This window comes from uncultured Acidovorax sp. (genome assembly GCF_964021665.1).
Lineage (GTDB): Bacteria > Pseudomonadota > Gammaproteobacteria > Burkholderiales > Burkholderiaceae_C > Acidovorax > Acidovorax temperans.
In genome coordinates this window covers 1-24,932 of the sequence record NZ_CAXIAK010000037.1, presented here as the reverse complement: position 1 = coordinate 24,932, position 24,932 = coordinate 1, and the positions used below count along the sequence as shown (strand labels likewise).

At 66.3% G+C, this 24,932-nt stretch carries 21 protein-coding genes and 1 pseudogene; 15 read left to right on the top strand and 7 right to left on the bottom strand.

The genetic code is table 11. From position 1 onward, the window contains the following. Positions 1-109: 109 nt before the first annotated feature. The 10 genes and pseudogenes from def to AADJ04_RS09885 all read left to right on the top strand — a co-directional run bounded on the left by def (position 110) and on the right by AADJ04_RS09885 (position 8,816). Positions 110-619 carry a peptide deformylase gene (gene def, locus AADJ04_RS09930; protein ID WP_044394985.1) on the top strand — a complete coding sequence of 170 codons (510 nt, stop codon included), beginning with the start codon at positions 110-112 and terminating at the stop codon, positions 617-619. Continuing rightward, entirely contained in the window at positions 616-1,170 is a 555-nt protein-coding gene (locus tag AADJ04_RS09925; protein WP_244939047.1) for a hypothetical protein, read from the top strand. Before def ends, AADJ04_RS09925 begins: the two co-directional genes overlap by 4 nt. Positions 1,171-1,260: 90 nt before the next feature. After that, the gene (fmt, locus tag AADJ04_RS09920; protein WP_341239517.1) at positions 1,261-2,241 is read left to right on the top strand and encodes a methionyl-tRNA formyltransferase; all 981 of its coding nucleotides are present in this window, start codon (positions 1,261-1,263) and stop codon (positions 2,239-2,241) included. A gap of 29 nt (positions 2,242-2,270) precedes the next feature. Then, entirely contained in the window at positions 2,271-3,068 is a 798-nt protein-coding gene (locus AADJ04_RS09915; RefSeq protein ID WP_341239521.1) for an AzlC family ABC transporter permease, read from the top strand. Beyond that, complete coding sequence (locus AADJ04_RS09910) at positions 3,065-3,400, top strand: AzlD domain-containing protein (RefSeq protein WP_198846130.1); 336 nt, start codon at positions 3,065-3,067, stop codon at positions 3,398-3,400. The genes AADJ04_RS09915 and AADJ04_RS09910 overlap by 4 nt, the downstream gene beginning before the upstream one ends. A gap of 182 nt (positions 3,401-3,582) precedes the next feature. Further along, positions 3,583-4,779: a phosphoglycerate kinase gene (locus tag AADJ04_RS09905; RefSeq protein WP_341239516.1), complete on the top strand. Its 1,197-nt coding sequence runs from the start codon at positions 3,583-3,585 to the stop codon at positions 4,777-4,779. A 111-nt stretch (positions 4,780-4,890) separates the two neighbouring features. Further along, positions 4,891-5,721, top strand: a complete 831-nt coding sequence (pyrF, locus tag AADJ04_RS09900; RefSeq protein ID WP_341239515.1) for an orotidine-5'-phosphate decarboxylase — start codon at positions 4,891-4,893, stop codon at positions 5,719-5,721. Between the two features lie 62 nt (positions 5,722-5,783). Beyond that, the gene (locus tag AADJ04_RS09895; RefSeq protein ID WP_341239514.1) at positions 5,784-6,680 is read left to right on the top strand and encodes a LysR family transcriptional regulator; all 897 of its coding nucleotides are present in this window, start codon (positions 5,784-5,786) and stop codon (positions 6,678-6,680) included. A 152-nt stretch (positions 6,681-6,832) separates the two neighbouring features. Continuing rightward, positions 6,833-7,827, top strand: a pseudogene (locus AADJ04_RS09890) (tripartite tricarboxylate transporter substrate binding protein). Beyond that, entirely contained in the window at positions 7,824-8,816 is a 993-nt protein-coding gene (locus AADJ04_RS09885; RefSeq protein ID WP_341239513.1) for a succinylglutamate desuccinylase/aspartoacylase family protein, read from the top strand. The pseudogene AADJ04_RS09890 and the gene AADJ04_RS09885 overlap by 4 nt, the downstream one beginning before the upstream one ends. Before the next feature lie 27 nt (positions 8,817-8,843). On the opposite strand, the gene AADJ04_RS09880 is transcribed toward AADJ04_RS09885, so the two are convergent. From AADJ04_RS09880 to AADJ04_RS09865, 4 genes are all read right to left on the bottom strand, one after another. Next, positions 8,844-9,290 carry an acyl-CoA thioesterase gene (locus tag AADJ04_RS09880; RefSeq protein ID WP_066785759.1) on the bottom strand — a complete coding sequence of 149 codons (447 nt, stop codon included), beginning with the start codon at positions 9,288-9,290 and terminating at the stop codon, positions 8,844-8,846. Between the two features lie 235 nt (positions 9,291-9,525). Beyond that, a complete protein-coding gene (locus AADJ04_RS09875) occupies positions 9,526-9,951 on the bottom strand; it encodes a DUF779 domain-containing protein (RefSeq protein ID WP_288483852.1) in 426 nt (141 codons plus the stop codon). 4 nt (positions 9,952-9,955) lie between these two features. After that, positions 9,956-11,101 (bottom strand): L-threonine dehydrogenase, encoded by a 1,146-nt coding sequence (yiaY, locus tag AADJ04_RS09870; RefSeq protein WP_341239512.1) that lies wholly within the window; start codon positions 11,099-11,101, stop codon positions 9,956-9,958. 249 nt (positions 11,102-11,350) lie between these two features. After that, on the bottom strand, positions 11,351-12,874 hold the full coding sequence (locus tag AADJ04_RS09865; RefSeq protein ID WP_341239511.1) for an aldehyde dehydrogenase family protein: 1,524 nt from the start codon (positions 12,872-12,874) through the stop codon (positions 11,351-11,353). A gap of 327 nt (positions 12,875-13,201) precedes the next feature. Here AADJ04_RS09865 and AADJ04_RS09860 point away from each other — a divergent pair, with 327 nt between their 5' ends. Both AADJ04_RS09860 and AADJ04_RS09855 read left to right on the top strand, forming a co-directional pair. Then, complete coding sequence (locus AADJ04_RS09860) at positions 13,202-15,178, top strand: sigma-54-dependent Fis family transcriptional regulator (protein WP_341239510.1); 1,977 nt, start codon at positions 13,202-13,204, stop codon at positions 15,176-15,178. An 83-nt stretch (positions 15,179-15,261) separates the two neighbouring features. Next, a complete protein-coding gene (locus AADJ04_RS09855) occupies positions 15,262-16,191 on the top strand; it encodes an alpha/beta hydrolase (protein WP_341239509.1) in 930 nt (309 codons plus the stop codon). A gap of 67 nt (positions 16,192-16,258) precedes the next feature. On the opposite strand, the gene uvrA is transcribed toward AADJ04_RS09855, so the two are convergent. After that, on the bottom strand, positions 16,259-19,363 hold the full coding sequence (gene uvrA / locus AADJ04_RS09850) for an excinuclease ABC subunit UvrA (protein ID WP_341239508.1): 3,105 nt from the start codon (positions 19,361-19,363) through the stop codon (positions 16,259-16,261). A gap of 220 nt (positions 19,364-19,583) precedes the next feature. Here uvrA and AADJ04_RS09845 point away from each other — a divergent pair, with 220 nt between their 5' ends. Both AADJ04_RS09845 and ssb read left to right on the top strand, forming a co-directional pair. Further along, complete coding sequence (locus tag AADJ04_RS09845; RefSeq protein ID WP_341239520.1) at positions 19,584-20,774, top strand: MFS transporter; 1,191 nt, start codon at positions 19,584-19,586, stop codon at positions 20,772-20,774. A 152-nt stretch (positions 20,775-20,926) separates the two neighbouring features. Then, a complete protein-coding gene (ssb, locus tag AADJ04_RS09840) occupies positions 20,927-21,481 on the top strand; it encodes a single-stranded DNA-binding protein (RefSeq protein ID WP_341239507.1) in 555 nt (184 codons plus the stop codon). Positions 21,482-21,697: 216 nt separating this feature from the next. Here the strand turns inward: ssb and mnmA are convergent, their stop codons facing one another. Then, entirely contained in the window at positions 21,698-22,855 is a 1,158-nt protein-coding gene (gene mnmA / locus AADJ04_RS09835) for a tRNA 2-thiouridine(34) synthase MnmA (protein ID WP_341239506.1), read from the bottom strand. Positions 22,856-22,901: 46 nt separating this feature from the next. Further along, positions 22,902-24,080 (bottom strand): GGDEF domain-containing protein, encoded by a 1,179-nt coding sequence (locus tag AADJ04_RS09830; RefSeq protein ID WP_341239505.1) that lies wholly within the window; start codon positions 24,078-24,080, stop codon positions 22,902-22,904. Positions 24,081-24,603: 523 nt separating this feature from the next. Here AADJ04_RS09830 and AADJ04_RS09825 point away from each other — a divergent pair. Then, positions 24,604-24,932 (top strand): LysR family transcriptional regulator (locus tag AADJ04_RS09825; RefSeq protein WP_341239504.1); only part of this gene is annotated, 329 nt, incomplete at its 3' end.

Here is a 24,932-nt window from a genome sequence, read left to right as displayed (position 1 = left end):
CCATCTCAGATTCTCTGCTCAAGCCCTTGATTGGGCAATGAATATTGGCTTGGGGGCCAGCGCCTTTGCTCAAAAGTGGCGAAAATAGCGACACTTATTACCTGGTTTCATGGCAATTCTTCCTATTCTTTGTTTCCCCGATCCGCGCCTGCACAAGGTGGCAAAGCCTGTGGCAGCGGTGGATGAACGCATCCAGACCCTGGTGGCCGACATGCTGGCCACCATGTACGACGCCCACGGCATCGGCTTGGCGGCCACGCAGATCGACGTGCACGAACGCGTGGTGGTCATTGACGTATCTGAGGAGCGCGACCAGCCGCTGGTGCTCATCAACCCGGAAATCACCTGGGCCAGCCCCGAAAAGCAGGTGGGCGACGAGGGCTGCCTTTCCGTGCCCGGCATTTACGACGGCGTGGAGCGTTCCACCCGCGTTCATGTGAAGGCGCTCAACGAGAAGGGCCAGCCGCATACTGTGGAAGCCGAGGGTTTGCTGGCGGTTTGTATTCAACACGAAATGGACCACCTGCTCGGCAAGGTGTTTGTGGAATATCTGTCGCCCCTCAAACGCAACCGCATCAAAACCAAAATGCTCAAGCAGCAGCGAGGTAATCGGGAGTGAATACCTCCGCACCTGCTGCACAACCCCACCACCATGCTCCGCGCGCCCGTTGGGCGCAGGTGCTGCGTTGGCTGGCGGTGTGCAGTGCAGGTGCGGTGTGCGCTGTGATGGTGGGCTGCGCAGTGCCGGGCAAAGAGGCTCTGGGCTCCGCGCGGGCCGACGTGGCTGCGCGCCTGGGGCCACCCACCGCCATGTATCCCCGCCCCGAAGGCGGCGAGCGGTGGCAATACTCTGAACTGCCCGCAGGCGTGCAGGTCTACAACCTGGATTTCGACGCCACGGGGCGCCTGGTGCGCAATGCGCCGGCGCTGACGCAGGCCTGGCTGGAGCAGATCCCCGTCGGGCAGTGGACGGTATCGGACGTGCGCTACTGGTTGGGAGCGCCCCAGCGGGTGGAGCGCGTGGCCCGGTTTGAGGGCGAAGTCTGGACGTACCGGTTCCTTCAGCTGTCCGACCCGCGCTTTGCCTACCTCCACATCGATCCATCGGGCACGGTGCAGCGTGTGCTGTTTGTGGACGATGTATCCAACGCCCCTGACGACCGCCCATGACGGTGGCGCGGCGCCTCATTCTTGGCGCCCCTTGTTCCACCAGCCCGCGCGGGCCGTTGCCCGGCTGAGCCGTATTGCGAGAGATTTGCCATGAGAGTGATTTTTGCCGGAACCCCCGAATTTGCCCGCGTGGCCCTGGCGCGCCTGCTGGCGGCGGGGTTCACCGTGCCATTGGTGCTGACGCAGCCCGACCGCCCTGCAGGCCGTGGCATGAAGCTGCAGGCCTCCCCCGTCAAGCAATGCGCGCTGGACCATGGCATTGCTGTGGCCCAGCCCCGCAGCCTGCGGCTGGACGGTAAATACCCCGAAGACGCTGCCGCCGCCCGCGATGCGTTGCTGGCTGCCCAGGCCGATGTGATGGTGGTGGCCGCCTACGGTCTCATCCTGCCCCAGTGGGTGCTGGATATGCCCGCCAAAGGTTGCCTCAATATCCACGCCAGCCTGTTGCCCCGCTGGCGTGGCGCTGCGCCCATCCACCGCGCCATCGAGGCGGGCGATGCCGAAACCGGCGTCACCATCATGCAGATGGACGCAGGGCTGGATACGGGCGACATGCTGCTGGTCGAAAAAACCCCCATCGCGCCCACCGACACCACAGCGGTGCTGCACGACCGCCTGGCCGACCTGGGTGGCCGCATGATCGTGGAAGCGCTGGAGCTGGCGGCCTGTGGCGGCCTGCAGCCCGTGCCCCAGCCTGCCGAGGGCGTGACCTACGCGCACAAGATCGAGAAGGCCGAGAGCGAGATCGACTGGTCTTTGCCAGCGCATGTGATTGGCCAGCGCATTCGCGCCTTCGATCCCTTCCCGGGCGCCAGCACCGCTTTGCAGGGCGAGGCGATCAAGGTGTGGGGCTATGAAATTGATAGCTACCAGCGCTTATCCAATGAGCGCTGCGGGCAGATTTTGGCATCAGGCCCAGAGGGCGTGACGGTGGCTTGTGGCGAGGGCGGCGCCCTGCGCCTGACCACCCTGCAGCGTGCTGGGGGCAAGCGCCTGCCGGTGGCAGACTTTCTGCGCGGCTTTCCGCTGACTGTAGGCCAGGTGCTGGGCACCAGCACGGTGGCCGCGTGAGCGCGTCGCCCTGGGCCCGCGCGCGGGCCATGCTCAGCCACCCGTCGTTTCGCCTGGCGGGCAAAGACATGGCCGGCACCTCGCTGGGCATTGGGGCCTGGGGGCTGGTCACGGGCGTGGCCATGATCAAGAGCGGCATGTCGCTGCCCATGGCGGTGTTCATGTCGCTGGTGGTGTACGCGGGCAGCGCCCAGCTGGCAGTGCTGCCGTTGCTCATGGTGGGTGCGCCGCTGTGGGTGGTGTGGCTCACCGCCGCGTGCGTCAACTTGCGCTTCGTCATCTTCAGCAGCATGTGGCGCAACTACTTTGCGCACCTGCCGCTGCGCTGGCGGCTGGCCACCGGTTACTTCAGCGGCGACGTGATCTTTGTGGCGTTCATGAAGCGCTTTCCTGAGCCAAAGCCTGAGCCGGACCAGGTGCCCTACTTTTGGGGCGCGGCCTGCACCAACTGGCTGGCTTGGCAGGTGCCTTCGCTGGTGGGCATCGCCCTGGCCAACGTGGTGCCGCTGTCGTGGGGCCTGGGTTTTGCAGGCGTGCTGGCGCTGCTGGGCGTGCTGCTGTCGCTGCTGTTTGACCGCGCCACCTGGATCGCCACGGGCGTGGCAGCCACCGCCGCCATTGCCGCGTTTGCGCTGCCGCTCAAGCTCAACATCCTGGTGGCCATTGCCGCTGCCGTGGCCGTGGGCTTGCTGATCGAGGCGGTCGAGCATCATCGCAACCCGCCCGAGTTGCTGCTGGTGCCCGCTGAAGAAGATTTGCCGGCCGATGAACAGCAGCATGTGCGCGACGGCGACGTCGTGCCTGTGCGAGAGGAGCGCCATCCATGAACTGGTCCTGGGTTGAACCCGTCATTGCCATCCTCGGGTTGGCGGTCATCACCGTGGTGTCGCGGTCGTTCTTCATGATCCCCGAGCGCGAGATGTCCATGCCCAGCTGGCTCAAGCGGGGCCTCAAATACGCGCCCCTGGCCGCACTCACGGCCGTGATCGCGCCAGAGATCCTCATGTCGCAGGGCCAGCTCATCAACACCTTTCAGGACGCCCGGCTGCCGGCCGTGCTGTGTGCCACCGGCTACTACTTCTGGCGGCGCGGCATCCTGGGCACCATCGTGGTGGGCATGGCGGTGTACCTGCCTTTGCACATCGGCTGGGGGTGGTAGGGATAGCACCCCCTGAGTCGCCTTCGGCGCCTTCCCCCTCTCTCGCTTCGCGGGAGGGGGACGCACCCGGTGGCCTGGCGAAGCCAGTTCCACGGGTGCTCTGGCGCAGACAGGACGCCCCCTCTGCTGCGATTACTAAAATGGCCGCCGCGAAAGCCCTCCTTTCCCTTTACACCTCTGCTATGAACATCCTTCGCTTTTCCGATCTGTGCGCCCAGGGCAAGGCCCGCAACCAGCGCGTCTTCATCCGTGCCGACCTGAATGTGCCGCAAGACGACGCCGGGAACATCACCGAAGACACCCGCATCCGTGCCTCCATCCCCGCCATCCGCATGGCGCTGGACGCCGGTGCCGCCGTCATGGTGACCAGCCACCTGGGCCGCCCGACCGAGGGCGAATTCAAGCCAGAAGACTCCCTGGCCCCCGTGGCCCAGCGCATGGCCGAGCTGCTGGGCCGTGAAGTGCCGCTGGTTGCCAACTGGGTGGACGGCGTGCAAGTGGCCCCCGGCCAGGTTGTGCTGCTGGAAAACTGCCGCCTGAACGTGGGCGAGAAGAAGAACAAGGAAGAGCTGGCCCGCAAGATGGCCGCGCTGTGCGACATCTTCGTGAACGACGCGTTTGGTACGGCCCACCGCGCCGAAGGCACGACCTACGGCATTGCGCAGTTCGCGCCCATCGCCTGCGCCGGCCCGCTGCTGTCGGCCGAGATTGACGCCCTGACCAAGGCCCTGGCCCAGCCCCAGCGCCCTCTGGCCGCTATCGTTGCAGGCTCCAAGGTGTCTACCAAGCTCACCATTTTGCAAAGTCTGGCCGACAAGGTGGATCAGCTCATCGTGGGCGGTGGCATTGCCAACACCTTCATGCTGGCGGCAGGGCTGCCCATCGGCAAGAGCCTGGCTGAGCCCGACCTGCTGGACGCCGCCAAGGCCGTGATGGCCGCCATGAAAGCCCGTGGCGCCGAAGTGCCGATCCCCACCGATGTGGTGGTCGCCAAGACCTTTGCAGCCGACGCCCCCGCCACCGTGAAGGCCGCCACTGATGTGGCCGAAGACGACATGATTCTGGACATCGGCCCCGAGACAGCGGCCCGCCTCGCAGCCCAGCTCAAGTCCGCTGGCACCATCGTCTGGAACGGCCCTGTGGGCGTGTTCGAGTTTGCGGCCTTTGAAAACGGCACCAAGCAAATCGCCCAGGCGATTGCCGAATCGCCTGCCTTCAGCATTGCTGGTGGTGGCGACACCCTGGCCGCGATTGCCAAGTACGGTATCGAGAAGCAGGTGGGCTACATCTCCACCGGCGGCGGCGCTTTCCTGGAAGTGCTGGAAGGCAAGACCCTGCCCGCGTTCGAGATTCTGGAAAAGCGCGCAGCCGGAAACTGAGAGCACTGTGTTCCGTTCAAGGCCACCCTGTGGGGTGGCCTTTTTCATGGGCAGACCTGCACGAACAGGTTCCAAGGACCCGCCCAGCGGCACCCACCTAAAATCACTCCCATGACCTTCATCGACACACTGCGCACGGCCACCACGCAAAACCAATCCATGCTGTGCGTGGGCCTGGACCCAGAGCCCTCCCGTTTCCCCTCCCACATGAAGGGTGACGCCAGCAAGATTTACGACTTCTGCGCGGCCATCGTCGATGCCACGGCCGATCTGGTCTGCTCGTTCAAGCCGCAGATTGCCTACTTTGCCGCCTACCGGGCCGAAGACCAGCTCGAACGCCTGATGGAGCACATGCGTCGCACAGCGCCTCAGGTGCCGGTGATTCTTGACGCCAAGCGCGGCGACATCGGCTCCACCGCGCAGCAATACGCCAAAGAGGCATTCGAGCGCTACGGCGCCGACGCCGTCACGCTCTCGCCTTTCATGGGTTTTGACTCCATCGAGCCCTACCTGGCTGCCTACCCCAGCAAAGGGGCTTTCTTGCTGTGCCGCACCTCCAACCCCGGTGGTGACGACCTGCAAAACCAGCGCCTGGCCAGCATCGAAGGCCAGCCCCTGATGTACGAACACATTGCCAAGCTGGCCCAGGGCCCCTGGAACCTGAACGGCCAGCTCGGTCTGGTGGTGGGTGCCACTTACCCGCAAGAGATTGAGCGCGTGCGCAGTATTGCGCCCACGCTGCCCCTGCTGATCCCCGGCGTGGGCGCGCAGGGCGGCGATGCAGTGGCCACCGTGCGCGCAGGCCTGCGCAGCGACGGACCCATCATCGTGAACTCGTCGCGTGCCGTGCTCTACGCATCGCAGGGCGCCGACTTTGGCGCGGCCGCCCGCGCTGAGGCCCTGCGCACCCGCGCGGTGCTGGAGGCCGCTCGCAGCGCCTGAGCGCCCTCCCCAAGCCGTCCTTCCCCTGCGGCCCCACCCGTTCCACCCAGGAAGCCTCGCCCATGCAGCTGAAATGGCTGGAGGACTTCGTGGCGCTGGCGCAGGAGCGGAGCTTTACCCACGCGGCCGAGCTGCGCCATGTCACCCACCCGGCCTTTGGGCGCCGCATTCGCGCGCTGGAGTCTTGGGCGGGCACGCCGCTGATCGAGCGAGAGGCCAGCCCCGTCAAGCTCACGGCTGCGGGTCAGGCGTTTCTGGACACCGCACTGCAGATGACGCGCCACCTCGCGCAGTCGCACGACGAACTCATGGCCATTGCCGGTCGCCAGGGCCGCACCGTGACGCTGTGCACCGGCCGCACCCTGGCGCGCACCATCGTGGCCGACTGGCTGGTGCGGCTGCGGCCCTATCTGGCGGATGGTGAGTTGCGCATCTCCACCCGTTCGCTGGCGGATGCGGTGCATGACCTGCAGCACGGCCTGGCCGACTTTTCCATCCTGTACCACCACCCCTCGCTGGTGGTGCCGCTGGACGGCAGGCAGTTCGAGCACGTTGCGCTGGCCACCGACCGGCTGCTGCCCGTTTCACGCACCGATGCCAGCGGTGCCCCGATGTACTTCCTCGAAGCGGGCTGCGCGCCCGTGCCTTACATCGCCTACGACCGCACCCTTGCGCTCGGGCGCCTGGTGGAAGACCTGCTGGCTCACCACCCCCTGGCTGCTCACCTCAAGCGCCTGGTGGAATGCGATTCGCCTGATGCCAACTACGAGTACGTGCGCAAAGGGCTGGGCGTTTCATGGTTGCCCTGGTCTGTGGTGCATGCCGACGTCAAATCGGGCCTGCTGGCCCCGGCCGGTGCCAAGGGGCTGGAGGTGAAGTTTGATGTGCGCATGTTCCGCTCCAAGCGCCGCCTGAGCGCGCTGGCCGAGTCTCTCTGGTCCACCATTGCACGCCGCTAGTAACGAATCTCCAACTCGGGACACTGGGGGGCAGGGCACCTGTCGCAGCGCAGTCGCCGGGCTGAAAAGGCTGGTTTCGGTGCCGTTTTGGCACCGCAGTACCCAACCGTGCTTCGCACAATGGGTGCTCCATTCCCATCGAGGAGATCACCATGCGTCCTGTTCCATCGGCCCTGCGCCGCAGCGTTTTTCATTGGGCGGTCGGTGCACTGGCTGGCCTGGCCCTGGCGCCTGCAGCCTTTGCGCAAGCCCCGGCTTACCCAGCAAGCCCATCACCATCGTGGTGGGTTACCCACCGGGCGGCAGCACGGACCTGATGGGCCGCATGGTGGGCACCGAGTTGTCCAACCGCCTGGGCCAGCCCGTGGTGATTGAGAACATCGGTGGCGCGGGCGGTGCCATTGGTGCGCAGAAGGTGGCCAGCGCCCAGCCTGATGGCTACACGCTGCTGGTGGGCGCGAGCAATGAGCTGGCCATCAACAAGCTGGTGACCAAGAAGGTCAAGTACGACATCAAGGACTTCACCGCGATTGGTCTGGTGGCTTCGCAGCCACTGGTGCTGGTGGCCTCTCCTGCCTCGGGCGTGAAGAACGCGGCAGATTTCATCCAGCTCGTCAGCAAGAACCCCGGCAAGTACAGCTACGGCAGTTCGGGCGTGGGCACATCGCTGCACTTGGCGGGCGAGATGCTCAAGAGCCAGGGCAAGCTGTTCATGACGCACATTCCCTACCGCGGCGTGGCGCCGCTCACCAACGACTTGGTGGGCAACAACCTGGAGTTTGGCGTGTTCGTGCTCTCCAGCGGCCTGCCGCACATCAAGAGCGGCAAGGTGATCGCCCTGGGCACCACCGAGGCCAAGCGCTCACCCATCACGCCCGACATTCCAGCCCTGGCTGAATCGCCCCAGTTCAAGAACGTGGACATTGGCGTGTGGTTTGCCCTGATGGCCCCTGCCAACCTGCCCAAGCCCGTCCACGACAAGCTGCGCAAGGCGTTGACCGATGCGCTGCAGTCACCCGAATTCCGCAAGAAGCTCGAAGCCACAGGCTCGGTGGTGGCTTCGCCCACCGTGGACACCGACAAGTACATCGCCAGCGAGATCGACAAGTACCGCAAGATCGTGCAATTCGCCAAGATTGAAGAATGAACATGACCCTGAACAACGCACCTGCCCCGCTGCACTTCGCTTTGCCGGTGCCGGACATCAGCGCCTGGCGTGCCGGCAACACCGGCGTGGAGGGCGTGTGGCACTTTGACAGCGGCAAACCCGGCCGCAACGTCATGGTCAGCGCGCTGGTGCACGGCAACGAGCTGTGCGGTGCCTGGGCGCTCAAGGGCCTGCTGGAGGCCGGTGTGCGGCCCGAGCAGGGCAGCCTCACGCTGGCGTTATGCAATCTGGCAGCCTTTGACCGCTTTGACGCAGCCCACCACGACGCCTCGCGCTTTGTGGACCAGGACCTGAACCGCCAGTGGCTGGACGAGCGCATGGACGCTGGCGACAGCAGCGAGCGCCGCCGCGCCGCCGCGCTGCGGCCTTTTGTGCAGCGGGCCGACTGGCTGCTCGACATCCACTCCATGCACGAGCCTTCGGCGCCGTTGCTGCTCACGGGCGTGCAGCCGCGCAACCTGGCGCTGGCGCGGGCCATGCGTGCGCCCGAGCACATCGTGGTGGACGCCGGGCACAAAGACGGCGTGCGCATGCGCGACTACGGCCGCTTCGGTCTGCCGGATGACCAGGCGGGCGACACCCGTTCGCTGCTGATCGAGTGCGGCTTCCATGGCGACCCGGCCAGCCTGCAGGTGGCCCAGGACCAGTGCGTGCGCTTCATCGAACAGTCGGGTGTGATCTCTGCCGCAGTGCTGGCGCAGCAACTGCCCGGCTGGCGCCTGCCCGATGCGCCCCGCCAATGGGCGCTGGAAGTGACCCAGCCTGTGGTGGCCCGCAGTGCGGCATTCCGGTTTGTGGAGCCCTTCACCGGGCTGGAGTGCATTGAGAAGCAAGGCACGGTCATTGGCGACAACGACGGTGAGCCGGTGCTCACTCCGTACGACGATTGCGTGCTGGTGATGCCGTCCACGCGGCAGGCGCAGAGCGGCGTGACGGTGGTGCGCTACGCACGGCGCACCTTGCTGTAAACCGGCCGGGGGGCGTCAGTGTGAGCGTCAGTGCGTGGGGCGCCCGGCCTCGATCTGGTTGCGCACCAGCTGCGCCAGCGCCATGTCGCCTGGCGTCTCGGGCGTCCAGGTGTCCACGGGGCGCGGGGTGCCATGTTCGTCGGGCGAGACGAACACCGCCACGCAGTGCGTCACCTCCTGGTAGGCCTCGCTGATCTGCGGGCCGCTGCGCACTTCAATGAAGATGTTCATGCTGGTGGTACCCGTGTAGGCCAGGCGGGCTTCCACCTCCACCAGGGCACCAGCCACCACGGGGTGCGCGAAGCGGATCTTGCCAAAGCTGGCCGCCACGCAGGGGCTCTTGGCCCACTGGTGGGCCACCACGGCAGCGGCTTCGTCAATCCACTTCATGACGGTGCCTGCGGCCACGCGGCCGCCGGGGCTGTCGGCAGAGGCTTCTGCCACAAAACGCAAGATGGTCGAGGTGGTGGTCATGGGCTGCTGCGGGGCCACGCTGGCCCGCAAAAGTTCTTCATGCAACCCATTATTCATGAGAGCTGCGACAGGGTGGCCGCCGTTGCCCGCCTGAATGTGACCGTTTGTAGGGGCAAGGCAGCCCGCCGCACCGGCAGGCTTGCCAGCACGGCGGCGCTTGTTTGCTATTGTATTGATAGCTAATTGCGCTTGCTAGATAAGCGCTGGAAGCCGATTTCTTCTCAATCCCCACAGATCAAGGCGCAGGCGCCTGGATGCCCAGGGCCGCCAGTTCTTCGGGGCTGAACACCCGCGAGCGGGTGTGAAAGGCCTTGCCCTCGGGCCCCTCCAGCGAGAAGGTGCCGCCGCCATGCCCGTCGATCACATCGATGATGAGCTGCGTGTGCTTCCAGGTTTCGTACTGGGCCTTGCCCATGTAGAAGCGGCAGCCGCCAATGTCGCCCAGGTACACATCGCCCGCACCCATGGTGATCTCGCCGGGCAGGTAGCAGTTGGCGGCGCTGTTGTCGCAGCAGCCCCCGCTTTGGTGGAACATCAGGTCCTGGCCGTGTTTGGCTTGCAGCAAGGCCAGCAGCTCCAGCGCGGCGGGCGTGGCCACCACCCGTGGGGGTGGCGGGGTGCCGCTGGCGTGTGTGGAATCCACGGCGTCCATGGCCTTCATGGCGTCAGGCCGTCATGGCCCCACGGAAGATGCCTTCAATGTCCGCCTGCGTGGCGGTGCGCGGGTTGGTCAGGCCGCAGGCATCCTTCAATGCATTGGCGGCCAGCAGCGGAATGTCCGCTTCCTTCACGCCCAGGTCGGCCAGGCATTTGGGAATGCCCACATCCAGCGCCAGCTGGCGGATGGCGGCCAGGCAGGCCTGTGCGCCCGCTTCGGCATCCAGCCCCGCCACGTTCACACCCATGGCGTGCGCCACATCGCGCAGACGTGCGGCCGATGTGGGCACGTTGAACGCCTCCACATGCGGCAGCAGCAGCGCATTGCACACGCCGTGGGGCAGGTCGTAGAAACCGCCCAGCTGGTGCGCCATGGCATGCACATAGCCCAGCGATGCGTTGTTGAACGCCATGCCTGCCAGGAACTGCGCATACGCCATCTGCTCGCGGGCGTTGAGGTCGTCGCCATGGTTCACGGCGGTGCGCAGGTGGCGGGCAATCAGCTCTACCGCCTTCAGCGCGCACGCGTCGGTGATGGGCGTGGCGGCGGTGGACACATAGGCCTCCACCGCGTGGGTCAGCGCGTCCATGCCGGTGGCAGCCGTCAGGCCCTTGGGCTTGGCCAGCATCAGCTCGGGGTCATTGACGGACAGGATGGGCGTGACGTTGCGGTCCACGATGGCCATCTTGATGTGGCGCGTTTCGTCGGTGATGATGCAAAAGCGCGTCATCTCGCTGGCGGTGCCCGCCGTGGTGTTGATGGCCACCAGGGGTAGTTGTGGTTTGGCAGAGCGGTCCACGCCTTCGTAGTCGGCAATCTCGCCGCCGTTGGTGGCGCACAGGGCAATGCCCTTGGCGCAGTCGTGCGGCGAGCCGCCGCCCAAAGAGATCACGAAGTCGCACTGCTCGGCCTTCAGCTGCGCCAGCCCGGCGCGCACATTGCCCACCGTGGGGTTGGGCTGGGTGCCATCAAACACCACCGAGGCAATCTGCTGCCCGGCCAGCTGGGCCTGGATGCGCGCCGCCACGCTGAGCACGGCGTCGGTAACGATCAGCGCCTTGCGAAAGCCGTGACCCTTCAGGGCCACCATGGCTTCCTGCAGACAGCCTGCGCCCATGATGTTGACACTGGGCATGAAGAACGTACTGGTCATTGTGAACCTCCTTGGTAAGGTATGGGGAAAGGGTTGGGTCGGTGTGTCGCAGCAGGGCGGGGCTGCCCTTGCCTTGGGGTGCTGCGGGTCGATCCGGGTCCGCCATGCGAGTGGCGGGGCGGTCGGCCCGGGGCGTGAGAAGCAGGTCTCAGCGCCCAAGGCAGGGGGTTGCTTTGCCAAAATCGTACGCCCGCTGCGGCTTGGCAAAGCGGGGGGCTCAGGCCATCCGTTGACCCCCGTCAAATGGGCTTAAAAGAAGCCCAGCTTGTTCTCGCTGTAGCTCACCAGCAGGTTCTTGGTTTGCTGGTAGTGGTCCAGCATCATCTTGTGGTTTTCGCGGCCGATGCCCGATTCCTTGTAGCCGCCAAAGGCCGCATGCGCCGGATAGTGGTGATAGCAGTTGATCCACACACGGCCGGCCTTGATGGCGCGGCCCATGCGGTAGGCCACGTTGCCGTTGCGGCTCCACACACCGGCGCCCAGGCCGTACAGCGTGTCGTTGGCAATCGCCAAGGCTTCGGCCTCGTCCTTGAAGGTGGTCACGGCCAGCACGGGGCCGAAGATTTCTTCCTGGAAGATGCGCATCTTGTTGTGGCCCTTGAACAGCGTGGGCTGCACGTAGTAGCCGCCCTCCAGGTCGCCACCCAGGTGGGCCTGGCCGCCACCGGCCAGCACTTCGGCGCCTTCTTGCTTGCCCAGGTCCAGGTAGCTCAGGATCTTGGTGAGCTGCTCTTTGCTGGCCTGCGCGCCCATCATGCTGTCGGTGTCCAGCGGATTCTGGTGCTTGATGGCGGCCACGCGCTTGAGCACACGTTCCATGAACTTGTCATAGATGCTTTCCTGGATCAGCGCACGCGATGGGCAGGTGCAGACCTCGCCCTGGTTGAAAGCAAACAGCACCAGGCCTTCAACGGCCTTGTCCAGAAACGCATCGTCCTTGTCCATCACGTCGGCAAAGAAGATGTTGGGGCTCTTGCCGCCCAGCTCCAGCGTGGCGGGGATGAGGTTGTTGGCAGCAGCCTGTGCAATCACGCGGCCGGTGCTGGTCGAGCCGGTGAACGCTATTTTTGCAATGCGCTTGCTGTTGGCCAGCGGCATGCCTGCCTCGCGGCCAAAGCCGTTGACGATGTTCAGCACGCCGGGCGGCAGCAGGTCGGCAATCAGCTCGGCCAGGATAAGGATGGAGATGGGGGTGCTCTCTGCGGGCTTGAGCACCACGCAGTTGCCCGCGCCCAGCGCAGGGGCCAGCTTCCACGCGGCCATCAGGATGGGGAAGTTCCACGGAATGATCTGGCCCACCACGCCCAGCGGCTCCTGGATGTGGTACGCCACCGTGTTCTCGTCGAGGTTCGACAGGGCGCCTTCCTGCGCGCGCACGCAGCCCGCAAAGTAGCGGAAGTGATCGACGGTGAGCGGAATGTCGGCGTTCAGCGTCTCGCGGATGGCCTTGCCGTTGTCCACCGTCTCGGCATAGGCCAGCAGCTCCAGGTTCTGCTCGATGCGGTCGGCAATCTTCAGCAGGATGTTGCTGCGTGTGGCGGCATCGGTCTTGCCCCAGGCGTCTGCTGCGGCGTGGGCGGCATCCAGCGCCAGCTCGATGTCTTCAGCGGTAGAGCGGGCGGCCTGGGTGTAGACCTTGCCGTTGACGGGCGAGATCACATCAAAGTACTGGCCCTTGACGGGGGGCACGAACTTGCCGCCGATGAAGTTGTTGTACTGGGGCTTGTAGGCGATCTTGGCGCCAGCGGCGCCGGGGGCTGCGTAAACGGTCATGTGTTGTCTCCTGTCAGTGTTTTGGACATCTGCTGCGCGTGTTGCGGCGGCAGATGACAGCACCTATACAAGACCCATGCCAGCCCTTGCATGCCTGCTGGGCAAGGGTTGCTTGCGCGCTAAGTGGCTGATTTGTTTGGGTTTTGGTACGGAATGGGTGGGGTGGTGTGACGCGTTGGCGCCATGCGTTACGTTCCAACACAGAACACCTGTCACGAAATGGAACAGTTGGACAGTTCCCCTGTGCAAACGCTATTGCCCCGCCTTTCGCACCCGGCCATACTGCCCCTTCGAAGCGGGTGCCATGACGCCCGTTCAGGAGACAGCGTGCGTACCACCCCATCCCCCCTGCTGGCCTTGCAACAGGCCCGGCGACATTTGCTGGAACACGGCCATTGCCCCACGGGCCTGGTGGATGAGCGCCTGGCCCGTTCCTGGGGGCGCAGCATGGCCGCAGGCCTGGCCCCTGCCGGGCGCGCAGCGGCCGATTTGCCCAGCCCTGGCGAGCTGCGTGAGGCCATGGCCTGCAACCACAGCCTGCTCACGCATTCGCGCCCCATCATGGAATACCTGTTCGACCAGGTGCGCCACAGCCACAGCGTGGTGGTGCTGGCCGACCGGGCTGGCATGCTCATGCACACGCTGGGCAGCCCCGGCTTTGTGGACAAGGCCGAGCGCGTGGCGCTCACCTGCGGCGCCTCGTGGCACGAATCCCACCGGGGCACCAACGCCATCGGCACGGCGCTGGCCGAAGGCACGGCGGTGGAAGTGCATGGCGGCGAGCATTTTCTGGAGCGCAACAGCTTTCTCACCTGCGCGGCCTCGCCCATCCTCTCGGCCACGGGCGAGCTGCTGGGCATCCTCGACATCTCGGGCGACCACCGCAACGGCCACGCCCACACCCTGGGCCTGGTCAGCACTGCGGCCCGCATGATCGAAAACCGCCTGCTGGTGGCCACCTGCAAGCGCAATGTCCGCCTACACCTGCACCGCGAGCCCGAGGGCATTGGCAGCGTGGCCGAAGGCATCGTGGCCGTGTCGGCCGATGGCTGGATCGTGGGCGCCAACCGCGTGGCCCTCACCCAGCTGGGCCTGCACATGGGCGACGTGGGCGCCACCCCGCTGGCACAGGTGCTGGACGTGCGGCTGGATGACCTGCTCTCGCACCACCACCGCCGCCCCCAGCAGCCCCAGGCGCTGCGCCTGCGCGGTGGGGCGCTGCTGTATGCGCAGGTGCAGCTCGACGCTGCCGCCTGGCCCGCCGCCCGCTGGGTGCGCGGCACGCCGGGTGCCCCCGCCGCCAACGAATCCGCCGACGACGCCCTGGCCCGGCTGGACACGGGCGACGCCCGCTGGCGTGCCGCCGCCGACAAGGCGCGCCGCGTGGTGGGCAAGCCCATTGCGGTGCTCATCCAGGGCGAATCGGGCGTGGGCAAGGAAGTGTTTGCGCGCGCCCTGCACGCCAGCGGCCCACGCCGCGCCGGGCCCTTCGTGGCCATCAACTGCGCGGCCATCCCCGAGCACCTCATCGAATCCGAACTGTTCGGCCATGTGGCCGGTGCCTTCACCGGTGCCCGCAAGGAAGGCAGCCTGGGCCGCCTGCGCGAGGCCCACGGCGGCACGCTGTTCCTGGATGAAATCGGCGATATGCCGCTGCCCCTGCAAACCCGCCTGCTGCGCGTGCTGCAAGACCGCAGCGTGACGCCCGTGGGCGCAGGCCACGCCGTGCCGGTGGACTTTTGCCTCATCAGCGCCACGCATTGCCAGCTGCTGCAGGCGGCCGAGCAGGGGCGCTTCCGGCACGACTTGTACTACCGCCTCAACGGCCTGACGGTGCAGCTGCCCGCCCTGCGCGAGCGCACCGACTTCGCCGCCCTGACGGAGCAACTGCTGGCCGACCTGGCCACCGAGCAGGGTCTGCCCCACCCCGTGCAGGTGGCGCCTGACCTGCTGCAACGCCTGGCCGCCCACCCCTGGCCCGGCAACCTGCGCCAATACGCCAGCGTGCTGCGCACGGCCTGCGCCATGCTGGCCGAGGACGAAAATACACTGGGCTGGGAGCACCTGGGCGACGACATCGTGCAGGCGCTGCAAACGGCGGCCCCGCCCTTGTCCGCAAGGCTGCCAGGGCTGACCACCGCCAGGCCGGTGCCTGCGGCAGCGGTGCTCAGCCTGCAAGAGCTCTCCAGCGCCGCCATCGACCAGGCGCTGCAAAGCGCGCGCGGCAATGTCTCGCAGGCTGCCCGCCAGCTGGGCATCAGCCGCCAGACGCTGTACCGCAAGCTGGCTGCGCGGGTGCATTGATTTGCTATTGAATACATAGCTGCTTGCGCTTATCTATCAAGCGCTACAGGCCATTTATGCTTGTTTCGGTTTTCGGAGGATCCGTGTCCGCCAGTCCGTTCCCGCTGCACCGGCTATTCCTTCGCCAAGCCGTTGTGGCGGTCGCCACCTTGTGGGTTGTCGCCGCGGCTTGGCCTGCCCATGCCCAGCAGCGTTCCGCGCCGCTACCGGCCGGGGTGCAGCGCATTGCCGACGTGCCCTACGGCCCAGACCCGGCCCAGCGCCTGGATGTGTATGTGCCTGCAGGTACTACCGCAGGCGCCAGCGCGCAGCCTGCACCCGTCATCTTCATGGTGCACGGCGGTGGCTGGCGGATTGGCGACAAGGCCATGGGCCGCGTGGTGCAGGAGAAGGTGAACCGCTGGGTGCCCAAGGGCTTCATCCTCATCTCTGCCAATTACCGCATGCTGCCTGCGGCTCCCGTGTCGGCGCAGGCGCGCGATGTGCAGGCTGCCCTGGTGGCGGCGCAGCAGCGTGCCAGCACCTGGGGCGGGGATTCCGGCCGCTTCATCCTCATGGGCCATTCGGCAGGCGCCCATCTGGTGGCCTTGCTCAACGCCCACGCGCCGCAGGCCCAGCGCGAAGGGGCGGTGCCGTGGCTGGGCGCCGTGGCGCTCGACAGTGCCGTGATGAACGTGCCCGCCGCCATGCGCGCGCGGCACCTGCGGCTGTATGACGATGCGTTTGGTAGCGACCCCGCCCATTGGGCCGCGCTGTCCCCGTTCCACCAGTGGACGGTGGGCGCGCCCCCGCTGCAGATGGTGTGCTCCACCCAGCGCGCAGACCAGCCCTGCGCCCAGGCCAAAGCCATGGCCCGCCACGTGCGCAGCCAGGGCGGCCGCGCCGAAGTGCTGCCCCAGCCTCTGAGCCACGGCGAGATCAATGCCCGGCTGGGCCTGGACAGCGACTACACCCGCGCGGTGGAAACCTTCATGGGATCGCTGGACGCCGAGGTGGCCCGCCACCTGCAGTGATGCGAAGGTAGATTGCTACTGAATCAATAGCTGCTAGCGCTTGCAGGATAAGCGCTAGAGCTCGTTTTCATTCAGATTCTTTGCGCAGATATGGTGCTAGATACCGCCCCGTGTGGCTGGCCGGGTTGGCCGCCAGTTCCTCGGGCGTGCCCACGCCCACCACGGTGCCCCCGCCCGCGCCGCCTTCGGGGCCCATGTCGATGAGCCAGTCGGCGGTTTTGATCACGTCGAGGTTGTGTTCGATGATGACGATGGTGTTGCCCGCATCGCGCAGTTGGTGCAGCACTTTCAGCAGCAGGTCGATGTCGGCAAAGTGCAGGCCGGTGGTGGGCTCGTCCAGGATGTAGAGCGTGCGGCCCGTGTCGCGTTTGGACAGCTCCTGCGCCAGCTTCACGCGCTGCGCCTCGCCGCCCGAGAGCGTAGTCGCCGCCTGGCCCAGGCGAATGTACGACAGGCCCACATCCAGCAGCGTCTGCAGCTTGCGCGCAATGGTCGGCACGTCCTGGAAGAAGGCCGCCGCGTCCTCCACCGTCAGCTCCAGGATCTGGGCGATGTTCTTGCCCTTCCACAGCACTTCCAGCGTCTCGCGGTTGTAGCGCTGGCCGTGGCAGATGTCGCAGGGTACGTACACGTCGGGCAAGAAGTGCATCTCCACCTTCACCACACCGTCGCCCTGGCAGGCCTCGCAGCGGCCTCCGCCGGAGGATTGCGACACGTTGAAGCTGAAGCGCCCCGGCCCGTAGCCGCGTTCCTTGGCGGTGTTGGTCTCGGCCATCAGCTCGCGGATCGGCGTGAACAGGCCGGTGTAAGTCGCAGGGTTGCTGCGTGGCGTGCGGCCAATGGGGCTCTGGTCTACGTTGATGACCTTGTCGAAATACTCGATGCCCACGATCTCCTCGTGCTCGGCCGGTTCCTCGTGCGCGCGGTGAATCTGCCGCGCCACTGCGGCGTACAGCGTGTCGTTGACCAGCGTGCTCTTGCCCGACCCTGAGACCCCCGTCACGCAGGTGAGCAGGCCCACGGGGAAGTCCACCGTAACGCCTTTGAGGTTGTTGCCCGTGGCGCCAACCACGCGCAGCGCCTGCACGGCGCCCTGGCGTGCGTGGTGCTCTGCCATGCGTTCGGCACGGCGCTTGCTGGCCTCGGTTTGTGGAAAGCGCGATTTGGCTTTGGTCTCGGCGACCGGCGCGGGCTGGTCCAGCACGGGCAGCCACGGTGTGCGACGCTTTGGCACGGCAATCGTGCGCGTGCCCGACAGGTACTGGCCGGTGAGCGACTGCGGATTGGCGCGCACCTCGTCGTAGGTGCCCTGCGCCATCACCCGCCCGCCGTGCACGCCCGCGCCGGGGCCCATGTCGATCACATGGTCGGCGGCGCGCATCATGTCTTCGTCGTGCTCGACCACGATCACGCTGTTGCCGATGTCGCGCAGGTGCTGCAGCGTGGCGATCAGCCGGTCGTTGTCGCGCTGGTGCAGGCCGATGCTGGGCTCGTCCAGCACATACATCACGCCCGTCAGGCCCGAGCCGATTTGCGAGGCCAGGCGAATGCGCTGCGCCTCGCCGCCCGAGAGCGTTTCAGCGCTGCGGTCCAGGCTCAGGTAGCTCAGGCCCACGTCGTTCAAGAACTGCAGGCGCGTGGCGATCTCGCGCACCACCTTGTCGGCAATCTCGGCCTTGGCGCCGGTGAGCTTCAGAGTGTGGAACCAAGCATGGGCGTCGCTCAGCGTGGCGTGGCTCACTTCATAGATGGCGCGGGCCTGTTCGCCTTCACCCACCTTCACATGGCGGGCCTCGCGGCGCAGGCGCACGCCGTGGCATTCGGGGCAGGGCTGGGTGCTGCGAAAGCGCGCCAGGTCTTCGCGCACCACCGCCGAATCGGTCTCGCGGTAGCGGCGGGCCATGTTGGGGATGATGCCTTCGAAGGGGTGCTTCTTGGTGACGGTTTTGCCCTTCTGGGCGCCACTGTCCATGATGTAGCTGAAGGCAATCTCTTCCTCGCCCGAGCCATGCAGGATGGCGTGCTGCACCGGCGCGGGCAGCGATTCAAACGGGGCCTCGATGTCAAAGGCGTAGTGCTTGGCCAGGCTCTCCAGCATCGCAAAGTAATAGCCATTGCGCCGGTCCCAACCCTTGATGGCCCCGCTGGCCAGGCTGAGCGATGGGAAGGCCACCACACGCACCGGGTCAAACACCTCGCGCTGGCCAATCCCATCGCACGCCGGGCAGGCACCCATGGGCGAATTGAACGAGAACAGGCGCGGCTCCAGCTCGGCCAGCGAATAGCTGCACACCGGGCAGGCGAACTTGCTGCTGAACAGGTGCTCCTGCCCCGTGTCCATCTCCAGCGCCAGCACACGGCCGTTGCCGTCGTGGCCGCCGACACCTGACCCGATACGCAGGGCCGCTTCAATGCTCTCGGCCAGGCGCTGCTGCAGGTCGGCACGCACCTTCACGCGGTCGATCACCACGTCAATGTCGTGCTTCTCTGTCTTCTTGAGCTGCGGCAGGTTCTCGTGCTCGTAAATCTGCCCGTCCACCCGAAAGCGGATGTAGCCCAGCGCCTGCATCTGCGCAAACAGCTCGGTGAACTCGCCCTTCTTTTCCCGCGCCACCGGGGCGAGGATCATGAGCTTGGTGTCCTCGGGCAGCGCCAGCACGGCGTCCACCATCTGGCTCACCGTCTGCGCTGCCAGCGGCAGGCCGTGGTCGGGGCAAAACGGCGTGCCCGCGCGGGCGTACAGCAGGCGCAGGTAGTCGTGAATCTCGGTCACCGTGCCCACGGTAGAGCGCGGGTTGTGGCTGGTCGCCTTCTGCTCGATGCTGATGGCGGGTGACAGGCCCTCGATCAGGTCCACATCGGGCTTATCGAGCCGCCCCAGAAACTGCCGCGCATAGGCCGACAGGCTCTCCACATACCGCCGCTGCCCCTCGGCATACAGCGTGTCAAACGCCAGACTGGACTTGCCCGACCCCGACAACCCCGTGATCACTACTAGCTGGTTGCGGGGGATGTCCAGGTCGATGTTCTTGAGGTTGTGCGTGCGCGCGCCACGGATGCTGATGCGCTGCTCGCGCAGGGCGCGGGCGAGGTAGGTGCCGTCAGCGGGCGATGTGGGGGCAGAAGAGTCGGTCACGGGCGGCAAGTCGCAGAGGGCAAGAAAACCCACCATGATAGGCCAGCCGCTTTTTCCCTGCGGGGGTGTCTGCCTGGGCTTTTCGAGGGCTGGGCAGTTCGTGGCGGTCAGTGTCTCTGGCGGGCTTTCAGCGCTGCCTGTGCCAATCGGTGAAAATCCTGCTTTGCATCACTAGGCCACAGTGCACACCGTGCCGGATTCTTCTTCCTCCCTGCCCCACGCGGCTGCAACCCGCCCCGCACCCCCCGCAGAGCGCATGACCGCGCTGGAGCGCCGCTCCAGCGTGAGCCTGGCGCTGATTTTTGCCTTGCGCATGCTGGGCTTGTTTCTGGTGCTGCCCGTTTTTGCGCTGGAGGCCCGCAAGTACCCCGGCGGGGATGACCCTGCCCTGGTGGGCTTGGCCATGGGCATTTATGGCCTGACGCAGGCGGTGCTGCAACTGCCGCTGGGCATGGCGTCTGACCGCTTTGGCCGCAAGCGCGTGATTGTGCTGGGCCTGCTGGTGTTTGCCGCAGGCAGCCTGCTGGCGGCGCTGGCGGATTCGCTCACCGGTCTGCTGCTGGGCCGTGCGCTGCAAGGCGCAGGCGCAGTGTCGGCCGCCGTGACGGCGCTGCTGGCCGACCAGACGCGCGATGCCGTGCGCACCAAGGCCATGGCGCTGGTGGGCGGCAGCATTGGGCTGATGTTTGCGGTGGCCCTGGTGGCCGCGCCGGTGCTGACGGCGGCGCTGGGTTTGTCGGGCCTGTTTGGCCTGACCTGTGCGCTGGCCCTGGCCGGTGTGGCTGTGGTGCTGTGGTGGGTGCCGCCCGAACCGGCGGAACTGAAGAACGCGCCCCGTGGCCGCCTGGCCGATGTGTGGGCGCACCCTGATTTGCTGCGGCTGAACCTGGGCGTGTTTGTGCTGCACACCGTGCAGCTGTCGATGTGGGTGGCCGTGCCAGCCATGCTGGTGCAGGCCGGGCTGGGCAAGGACCAGCACTGGCAGGTGTACCTGCCGGCCGTGGTGCTGTCGTTTGTGGCCATGGGAGGCCTGTTTGCGCTGGAGCGCCGGGGCCGTCTGCGCGTCGCCCTGCTGGGCGCCATCGGCCTGGTGCTGGTGGTGCAGGCCGGGCTGGGGGTGCTGTCTGCCAGCGGTGCCGTGCCATCGCTGTGGGTGCTGGGGCCACTGCTGTTTGTGTTCTTTTGCGGATTCAACGCGCTGGAGGCCAGCCAGCCCAGCCTGGTGTCGCGCATGGCACCGCCCCAGGTGCGGGGCGCGGCGCTGGGCAGCTACAACACGCTGCAGTCGCTGGGCCTGTTTGCCGGTGGGGCGTTGGGGGGCGCGCTGGTGAAATGGTCGGGCCCCGTGGGCCTGTTTGCCGCCACCACTGCCCTCATGGCCCTGTGGCTGGCCGCGTCCTGGAAGCTGCGCCCCGTGGGGCGCAACGAGGCTGGCGCCGGGCACTGAAAACCCGCCCGAGGGCGCGTTAGCAACACAGCATCTGGATGCTGCGCCGGGCCTGCCGCCAGCGGGCCGGTTGCGGCACAATGGCGGCTTTCTTCCATCTGGCGCACGGAAATTTCTTCAAATCCGGCGCTTTTTCATTGCAAGGTACAGCTATGGCATCCATCAATAAAGTCATCATCGTCGGTAACCTGGGCCGCGACCCCGAAATGCGCACGTTTCCCAGCGGCGATCAAGTGGCCAACGTGACGATTGCCACCACCGACAAGTGGAAAGACAAGCAAACTGGCGAAATGCGCGAAGCCACCGAATGGCACCGCGTGGTCTTCAACGGCCGCCTCGCCGAAATCGTGGGCCAGTACCTGCGCAAGGGCTCGCAGGTGTACGTGGAAGGCAGCCTGCGCACCCGCAAGTGGACGGACCAGTCCGGCGTTGAAAAGTACAGCACCGAAATCCGCGCCGACCAGATGCAGATGCTCGGTGGCCGCCAAGGCATGGGCGGCCAAGGTGGCGGCCAGCAAGGTGGCTACGACGACGGCGGCTACGGCGACCAGGGCGGTGGCGGCTACGAGCAGCAGGCCCCCCGCCGCGCAGCCCCCCCACCACGCCCCATGGCCGCACCCGCACCCCGCCAAGCGCCAGCGCCCGTGGCACAGCCTCCGCGCGCCGCGTCGGGCTTTGACGACATGGACGACGACATTCCGTTCTGAGGCCATCCATCGCGGCACTTGTTGAGCACCGTGAACAAAAGCCCCGCAGCCATGGCGCTACGGGGCTTTTTTCTTGGGCGGCCGGGCTACACGCACGCCCCAAGGTAAACGCTCCAATTTTTGAAGAAAATGGCTTCCAGCGCTTGATGGGTAAGCGCTAGCAGCTATATTTTTGATAGTAAAAATTGAGTGGCATCACAAATGCCCCACCAGGCCTCAGGCGGTGGGCGTGCTGTCTACCGCCGCAATCACCCCGCCGCCCAGGCACACGTCCCCGTCATACAGCACCGCGCTTTGGCCGGGCGTTACGGCCCACTGCGCTTCGGAGAAGGTGAGGGCAAAGCCCTCGGGCGCAGCTTCCAGCGTGCAGGCGGCGTCCTGCTGGCGGTAGCGGGTCTTGGCGGCATAGCTGCCGGGCGTGGGCGCGTGGCCTGCGCACCAGCTCACGTCTTGTGCCACCAGGCGGTGCGACAGCAGCCAGGGGTGGTCATGCCCTTGCACCACACGCAGCGTGTTTTTCTCCAGATCTTTGCGGGCCACGTACCAGGGCTCATGGTCGCCGCCGCCGCGCACCGGCTGGCCAGACGGTGCTTTCGCCCCGGCGCCTTTTTCCTTCACGCCGCCGATGCCCAGGCCCTGGCGCTGGCCCAGGGTATAGAAGCTCAGGCCCACATGCTGGCCCAGCTTGCGCCCCCGGTCGTCCAGGATGGGGCCGGGCGCGTGGCTGATGTAGCGATTCAAAAATTCGCGGAAGGGCCGCTCGCCGATGAAGCAGATGCCGGTGGAGTCCTTCTTCTTGGCATTGGGCAGGCCAATTTCTTCGGCAATGCGGCGCACCTCGGTCTTGTGCAGCTCGCCCACGGGGAACATCGTCTTGGACAGCTGCGCCTGGTTCAGGCGGTGCAAAAAGTAGCTCTGGTCCTTGCTCGGGTCCAGGCCCTTGAGCAGTTCGTGCAGGCCGGTGGCCAGGTTGTGGCGCACGCGGGCGTAGTGGCCGGTGGCGATCTTCTCGGCCCCCAGGCGCATGGCGTGGTCCAGAAAGGCCTTGAACTTGATCTCGGCGTTGCACAGCACGTCGGGGTTGGGCGTGCGGCCGGCCTGGTATTCGCGCAGAAACTCGGCAAACACCCGGTCCTTGTAGTCGGCCGCGAAGTTGACGTGCTCAATCTCGATGCCAATCACATCGGCCACGGCGGCGGCGTCCACGAAGTCGATGTTGGACGAACAGTACTCGCTGTCGTCATCGTCTTCCCAGTTTTTCATGAAGATGCCGACCACCTCATGGCCCTGCTTTTTGAGCAGGTAGGCGGTCACGGCCGAGTCCACGCCGCCGGAGAGGCCGACGACAACGCGCTGTTTGGTAGGGGAAGTCATTGCCCCGATTGTATTTTTGATGGCGGCATCGCCGCTGCGTGGGGCTTCAGGCGGGCAGCGGGAGCGGGGCGAAGGCGCTCTCGACCCGGTCGCGGCCTGATGCCTTGCCCCGGTACAGCGCCGCGTCGGCCTGCTGCAGCACCGCATCCAGCGCCTGCGGGTGCGAGAAGCTTTCCGATACCCCGATGGTGACGGTGCACCGGATGGGACCTTGGGCAGAGATGCTGGGCACTTCGCTGTGGCTGATTGCCTCGCGCAAGCGTTCGGCCAGTTGGCATGCCCCGGCTGGTTCGATGTCCAGTGCCACGACGAGGAATTCCTCGCCCCCCAGGCGGCAGATGAGGTCGCCCTTGCGCGCGGTGGCCTGCAGCACCTGGGCCACGCGGCCCAGAACCAGGTCGCCCATCTGGTGGCCATGGGTGTCGTTGATGCGCTTGAAGTGGTCGATGTCCACGATCAGCAGGTGCGCACTGCCCGCCGTGCGCGAGCGGAAATGCATCTCCAGGCAGGCCATCAGCCCGCGCCGATTCAGCAGGCCGGTGAGGGGGTCCTGGGTGGCCATCACGCGCAGTTCATCGGTCAGGCGGCGCAGCACCAGCCACACCATGCAGGGCGGCAGCACCGTGCCCAGGAACGACATGTAGACGTAGAACACCGTCTGGAAGCCGCTGTTCATGTCCAGGGCGGGCAAGCCGGAGTGCAGGATCATCACCAGCTTGGCCGCGTTCAGCCCGCAGATACCGGCGATCAGCACGGCAAACACCGTCATCTCGGCCCGCATGTCTTTGGCGAACGAGCGCATGCCATAAAGCAGCGCCACCACCATCGCCAGAAAAAGCAGCGCGCAGGCGCCAGCCAGCATGGCATGGCGGGCCTGTGTGCCCAGGGTGAACTGCACCAGTAATTGCGCAGCGGTGTACAGCCCCGCCACCGCCAGCAGGGGGCGCAGCACGGGCTCGGGGCGGTTGAAGAAGCGGGCCGCGCCCAGCGCGTAGGCCACGGGGGCGCCCAGCGTCATGGTGTGGTTGATGAACCCGATAGCGCGGTGGTCGGCGACGCCGCCCACCAGCTGCAAGGCATACGCCACGCCCAGCAGCAGATTGCCCAGCGCAAACACCTCCATGCCCATGCGGTTGCCGTCCAGCCGTTTGCTGATCAGCAGGAACATGGTGCTAAAGCACAGCAGATGCACGCAAAGCATGCCGAGAATGACGGTGGCAACCATGGGCAGAGGGTGGGTGAATGCAGGACGCGCAGCGTTCCACCGCCCGAAAGCGATGGTGCCAATGCCGTGCATCCTAGTCCGCTGAATCCTTGAAATCGGCGGTGCGTGAGGGTTTGGCAAGGCCGCAATCTAGGCGCCGGGCGCAGCCGGGTTGGACACCCGGCGAGCACGGCAACGACGAGTGCGGCCTTGCCAGACCCTCACCCTGCGGGCCGGGGTTGCAGCGGGCGCCCGGCTGCGTTGCATGCTTTGCCAAGGCGGCCAGCCTTGGCTGCAGCATGCGCCTTGCCGTGCATCCCGCCGCAGCCCTGGCGCACCGCCGATTTCAAGGATTCAGTGGACTAGGCCCAAGCCGGGCGGCGTGGGGCAATGTCGCACTAGGCGGCAAGTCTATGGAATGCCCATGACAGAAGGGGCTGGGGTTTGCCGCACAGGTGACTTGCGGGCGACTTGCGGGTGACTTGCCCAGGCCGCCTGCCAGCGTGCGGTGGCAAGGCCCGCAACTGTGCGACCATCACGCCCCATGGAACTGCGCCAACTCCGCTACTTCGTCCGCATCGTCGAACTCGGCTCCATGGGCCGGGCGGCGGTGGATCTGGACATGGTGCAGTCGGCGCTGAGCCAGCAGATCAGCCGGCTGGAGAGCGAGCTGAGCACCCGGCTGCTGCAGCGCACGGCCAAGGGTGCGGTGCCGACCGAAGCGGGGCTCGCGTTCTTTCGCGAGGCCCAACTGGCCCTGCGCCATGCCGACCAGGCGGCGCGGGCGGCGGCGCAGGCACGGCTCACGGGTAGCGTGAGCGTGGGCCTGTCGCCCACCACGGCTTCGGTGCTGGGCGTGCCGCTGATGCGCGC

Bases quoted from the DNA above. Each gene is read 5' to 3' on its own strand.
- def (WP_044394985.1), top strand. From the start codon at position 110: ATGGCAATTCTTCCTATTCTTTGTTTCCCCGATCCGCGCCTGCACAAG.
- fmt (WP_341239517.1), top strand. From the start codon at position 1,261: ATGAGAGTGATTTTTGCCGGAACCCCCGAATTTGCCCGCGTGGCCCTG.
- AADJ04_RS09915 (WP_341239521.1), top strand. From the start codon at position 2,271: ATGCTCAGCCACCCGTCGTTTCGCCTGGCGGGCAAAGACATGGCCGGC.
- AADJ04_RS09910 (WP_198846130.1), top strand. From the start codon at position 3,065: ATGAACTGGTCCTGGGTTGAACCCGTCATTGCCATCCTCGGGTTGGCG.
- AADJ04_RS09905 (WP_341239516.1), top strand. From the start codon at position 3,583: ATGAACATCCTTCGCTTTTCCGATCTGTGCGCCCAGGGCAAGGCCCGC.
- pyrF (WP_341239515.1), top strand. From the start codon at position 4,891: ATGACCTTCATCGACACACTGCGCACGGCCACCACGCAAAACCAATCC.
- AADJ04_RS09895 (WP_341239514.1), top strand. From the start codon at position 5,784: ATGCAGCTGAAATGGCTGGAGGACTTCGTGGCGCTGGCGCAGGAGCGG.
- AADJ04_RS09885 (WP_341239513.1), top strand. From the start codon at position 7,824: ATGAACATGACCCTGAACAACGCACCTGCCCCGCTGCACTTCGCTTTG.
- AADJ04_RS09880 (WP_066785759.1), bottom strand. From the start codon at position 9,290: ATGACCACCACCTCGACCATCTTGCGTTTTGTGGCAGAAGCCTCTGCC.
- AADJ04_RS09875 (WP_288483852.1), bottom strand. From the start codon at position 9,951: ATGAAGGCCATGGACGCCGTGGATTCCACACACGCCAGCGGCACCCCG.
- yiaY (WP_341239512.1), bottom strand. From the start codon at position 11,101: ATGACCAGTACGTTCTTCATGCCCAGTGTCAACATCATGGGCGCAGGC.
- AADJ04_RS09865 (WP_341239511.1), bottom strand. From the start codon at position 12,874: ATGACCGTTTACGCAGCCCCCGGCGCCGCTGGCGCCAAGATCGCCTAC.
- uvrA (WP_341239508.1), bottom strand. From the start codon at position 19,363: ATGGTGGGTTTTCTTGCCCTCTGCGACTTGCCGCCCGTGACCGACTCT.
- AADJ04_RS09845 (WP_341239520.1), top strand. From the start codon at position 19,584: ATGACCGCGCTGGAGCGCCGCTCCAGCGTGAGCCTGGCGCTGATTTTT.
- ssb (WP_341239507.1), top strand. From the start codon at position 20,927: ATGGCATCCATCAATAAAGTCATCATCGTCGGTAACCTGGGCCGCGAC.
- mnmA (WP_341239506.1), bottom strand. From the start codon at position 22,855: ATGACTTCCCCTACCAAACAGCGCGTTGTCGTCGGCCTCTCCGGCGGC.
- AADJ04_RS09830 (WP_341239505.1), bottom strand. From the start codon at position 24,080: ATGGTTGCCACCGTCATTCTCGGCATGCTTTGCGTGCATCTGCTGTGC.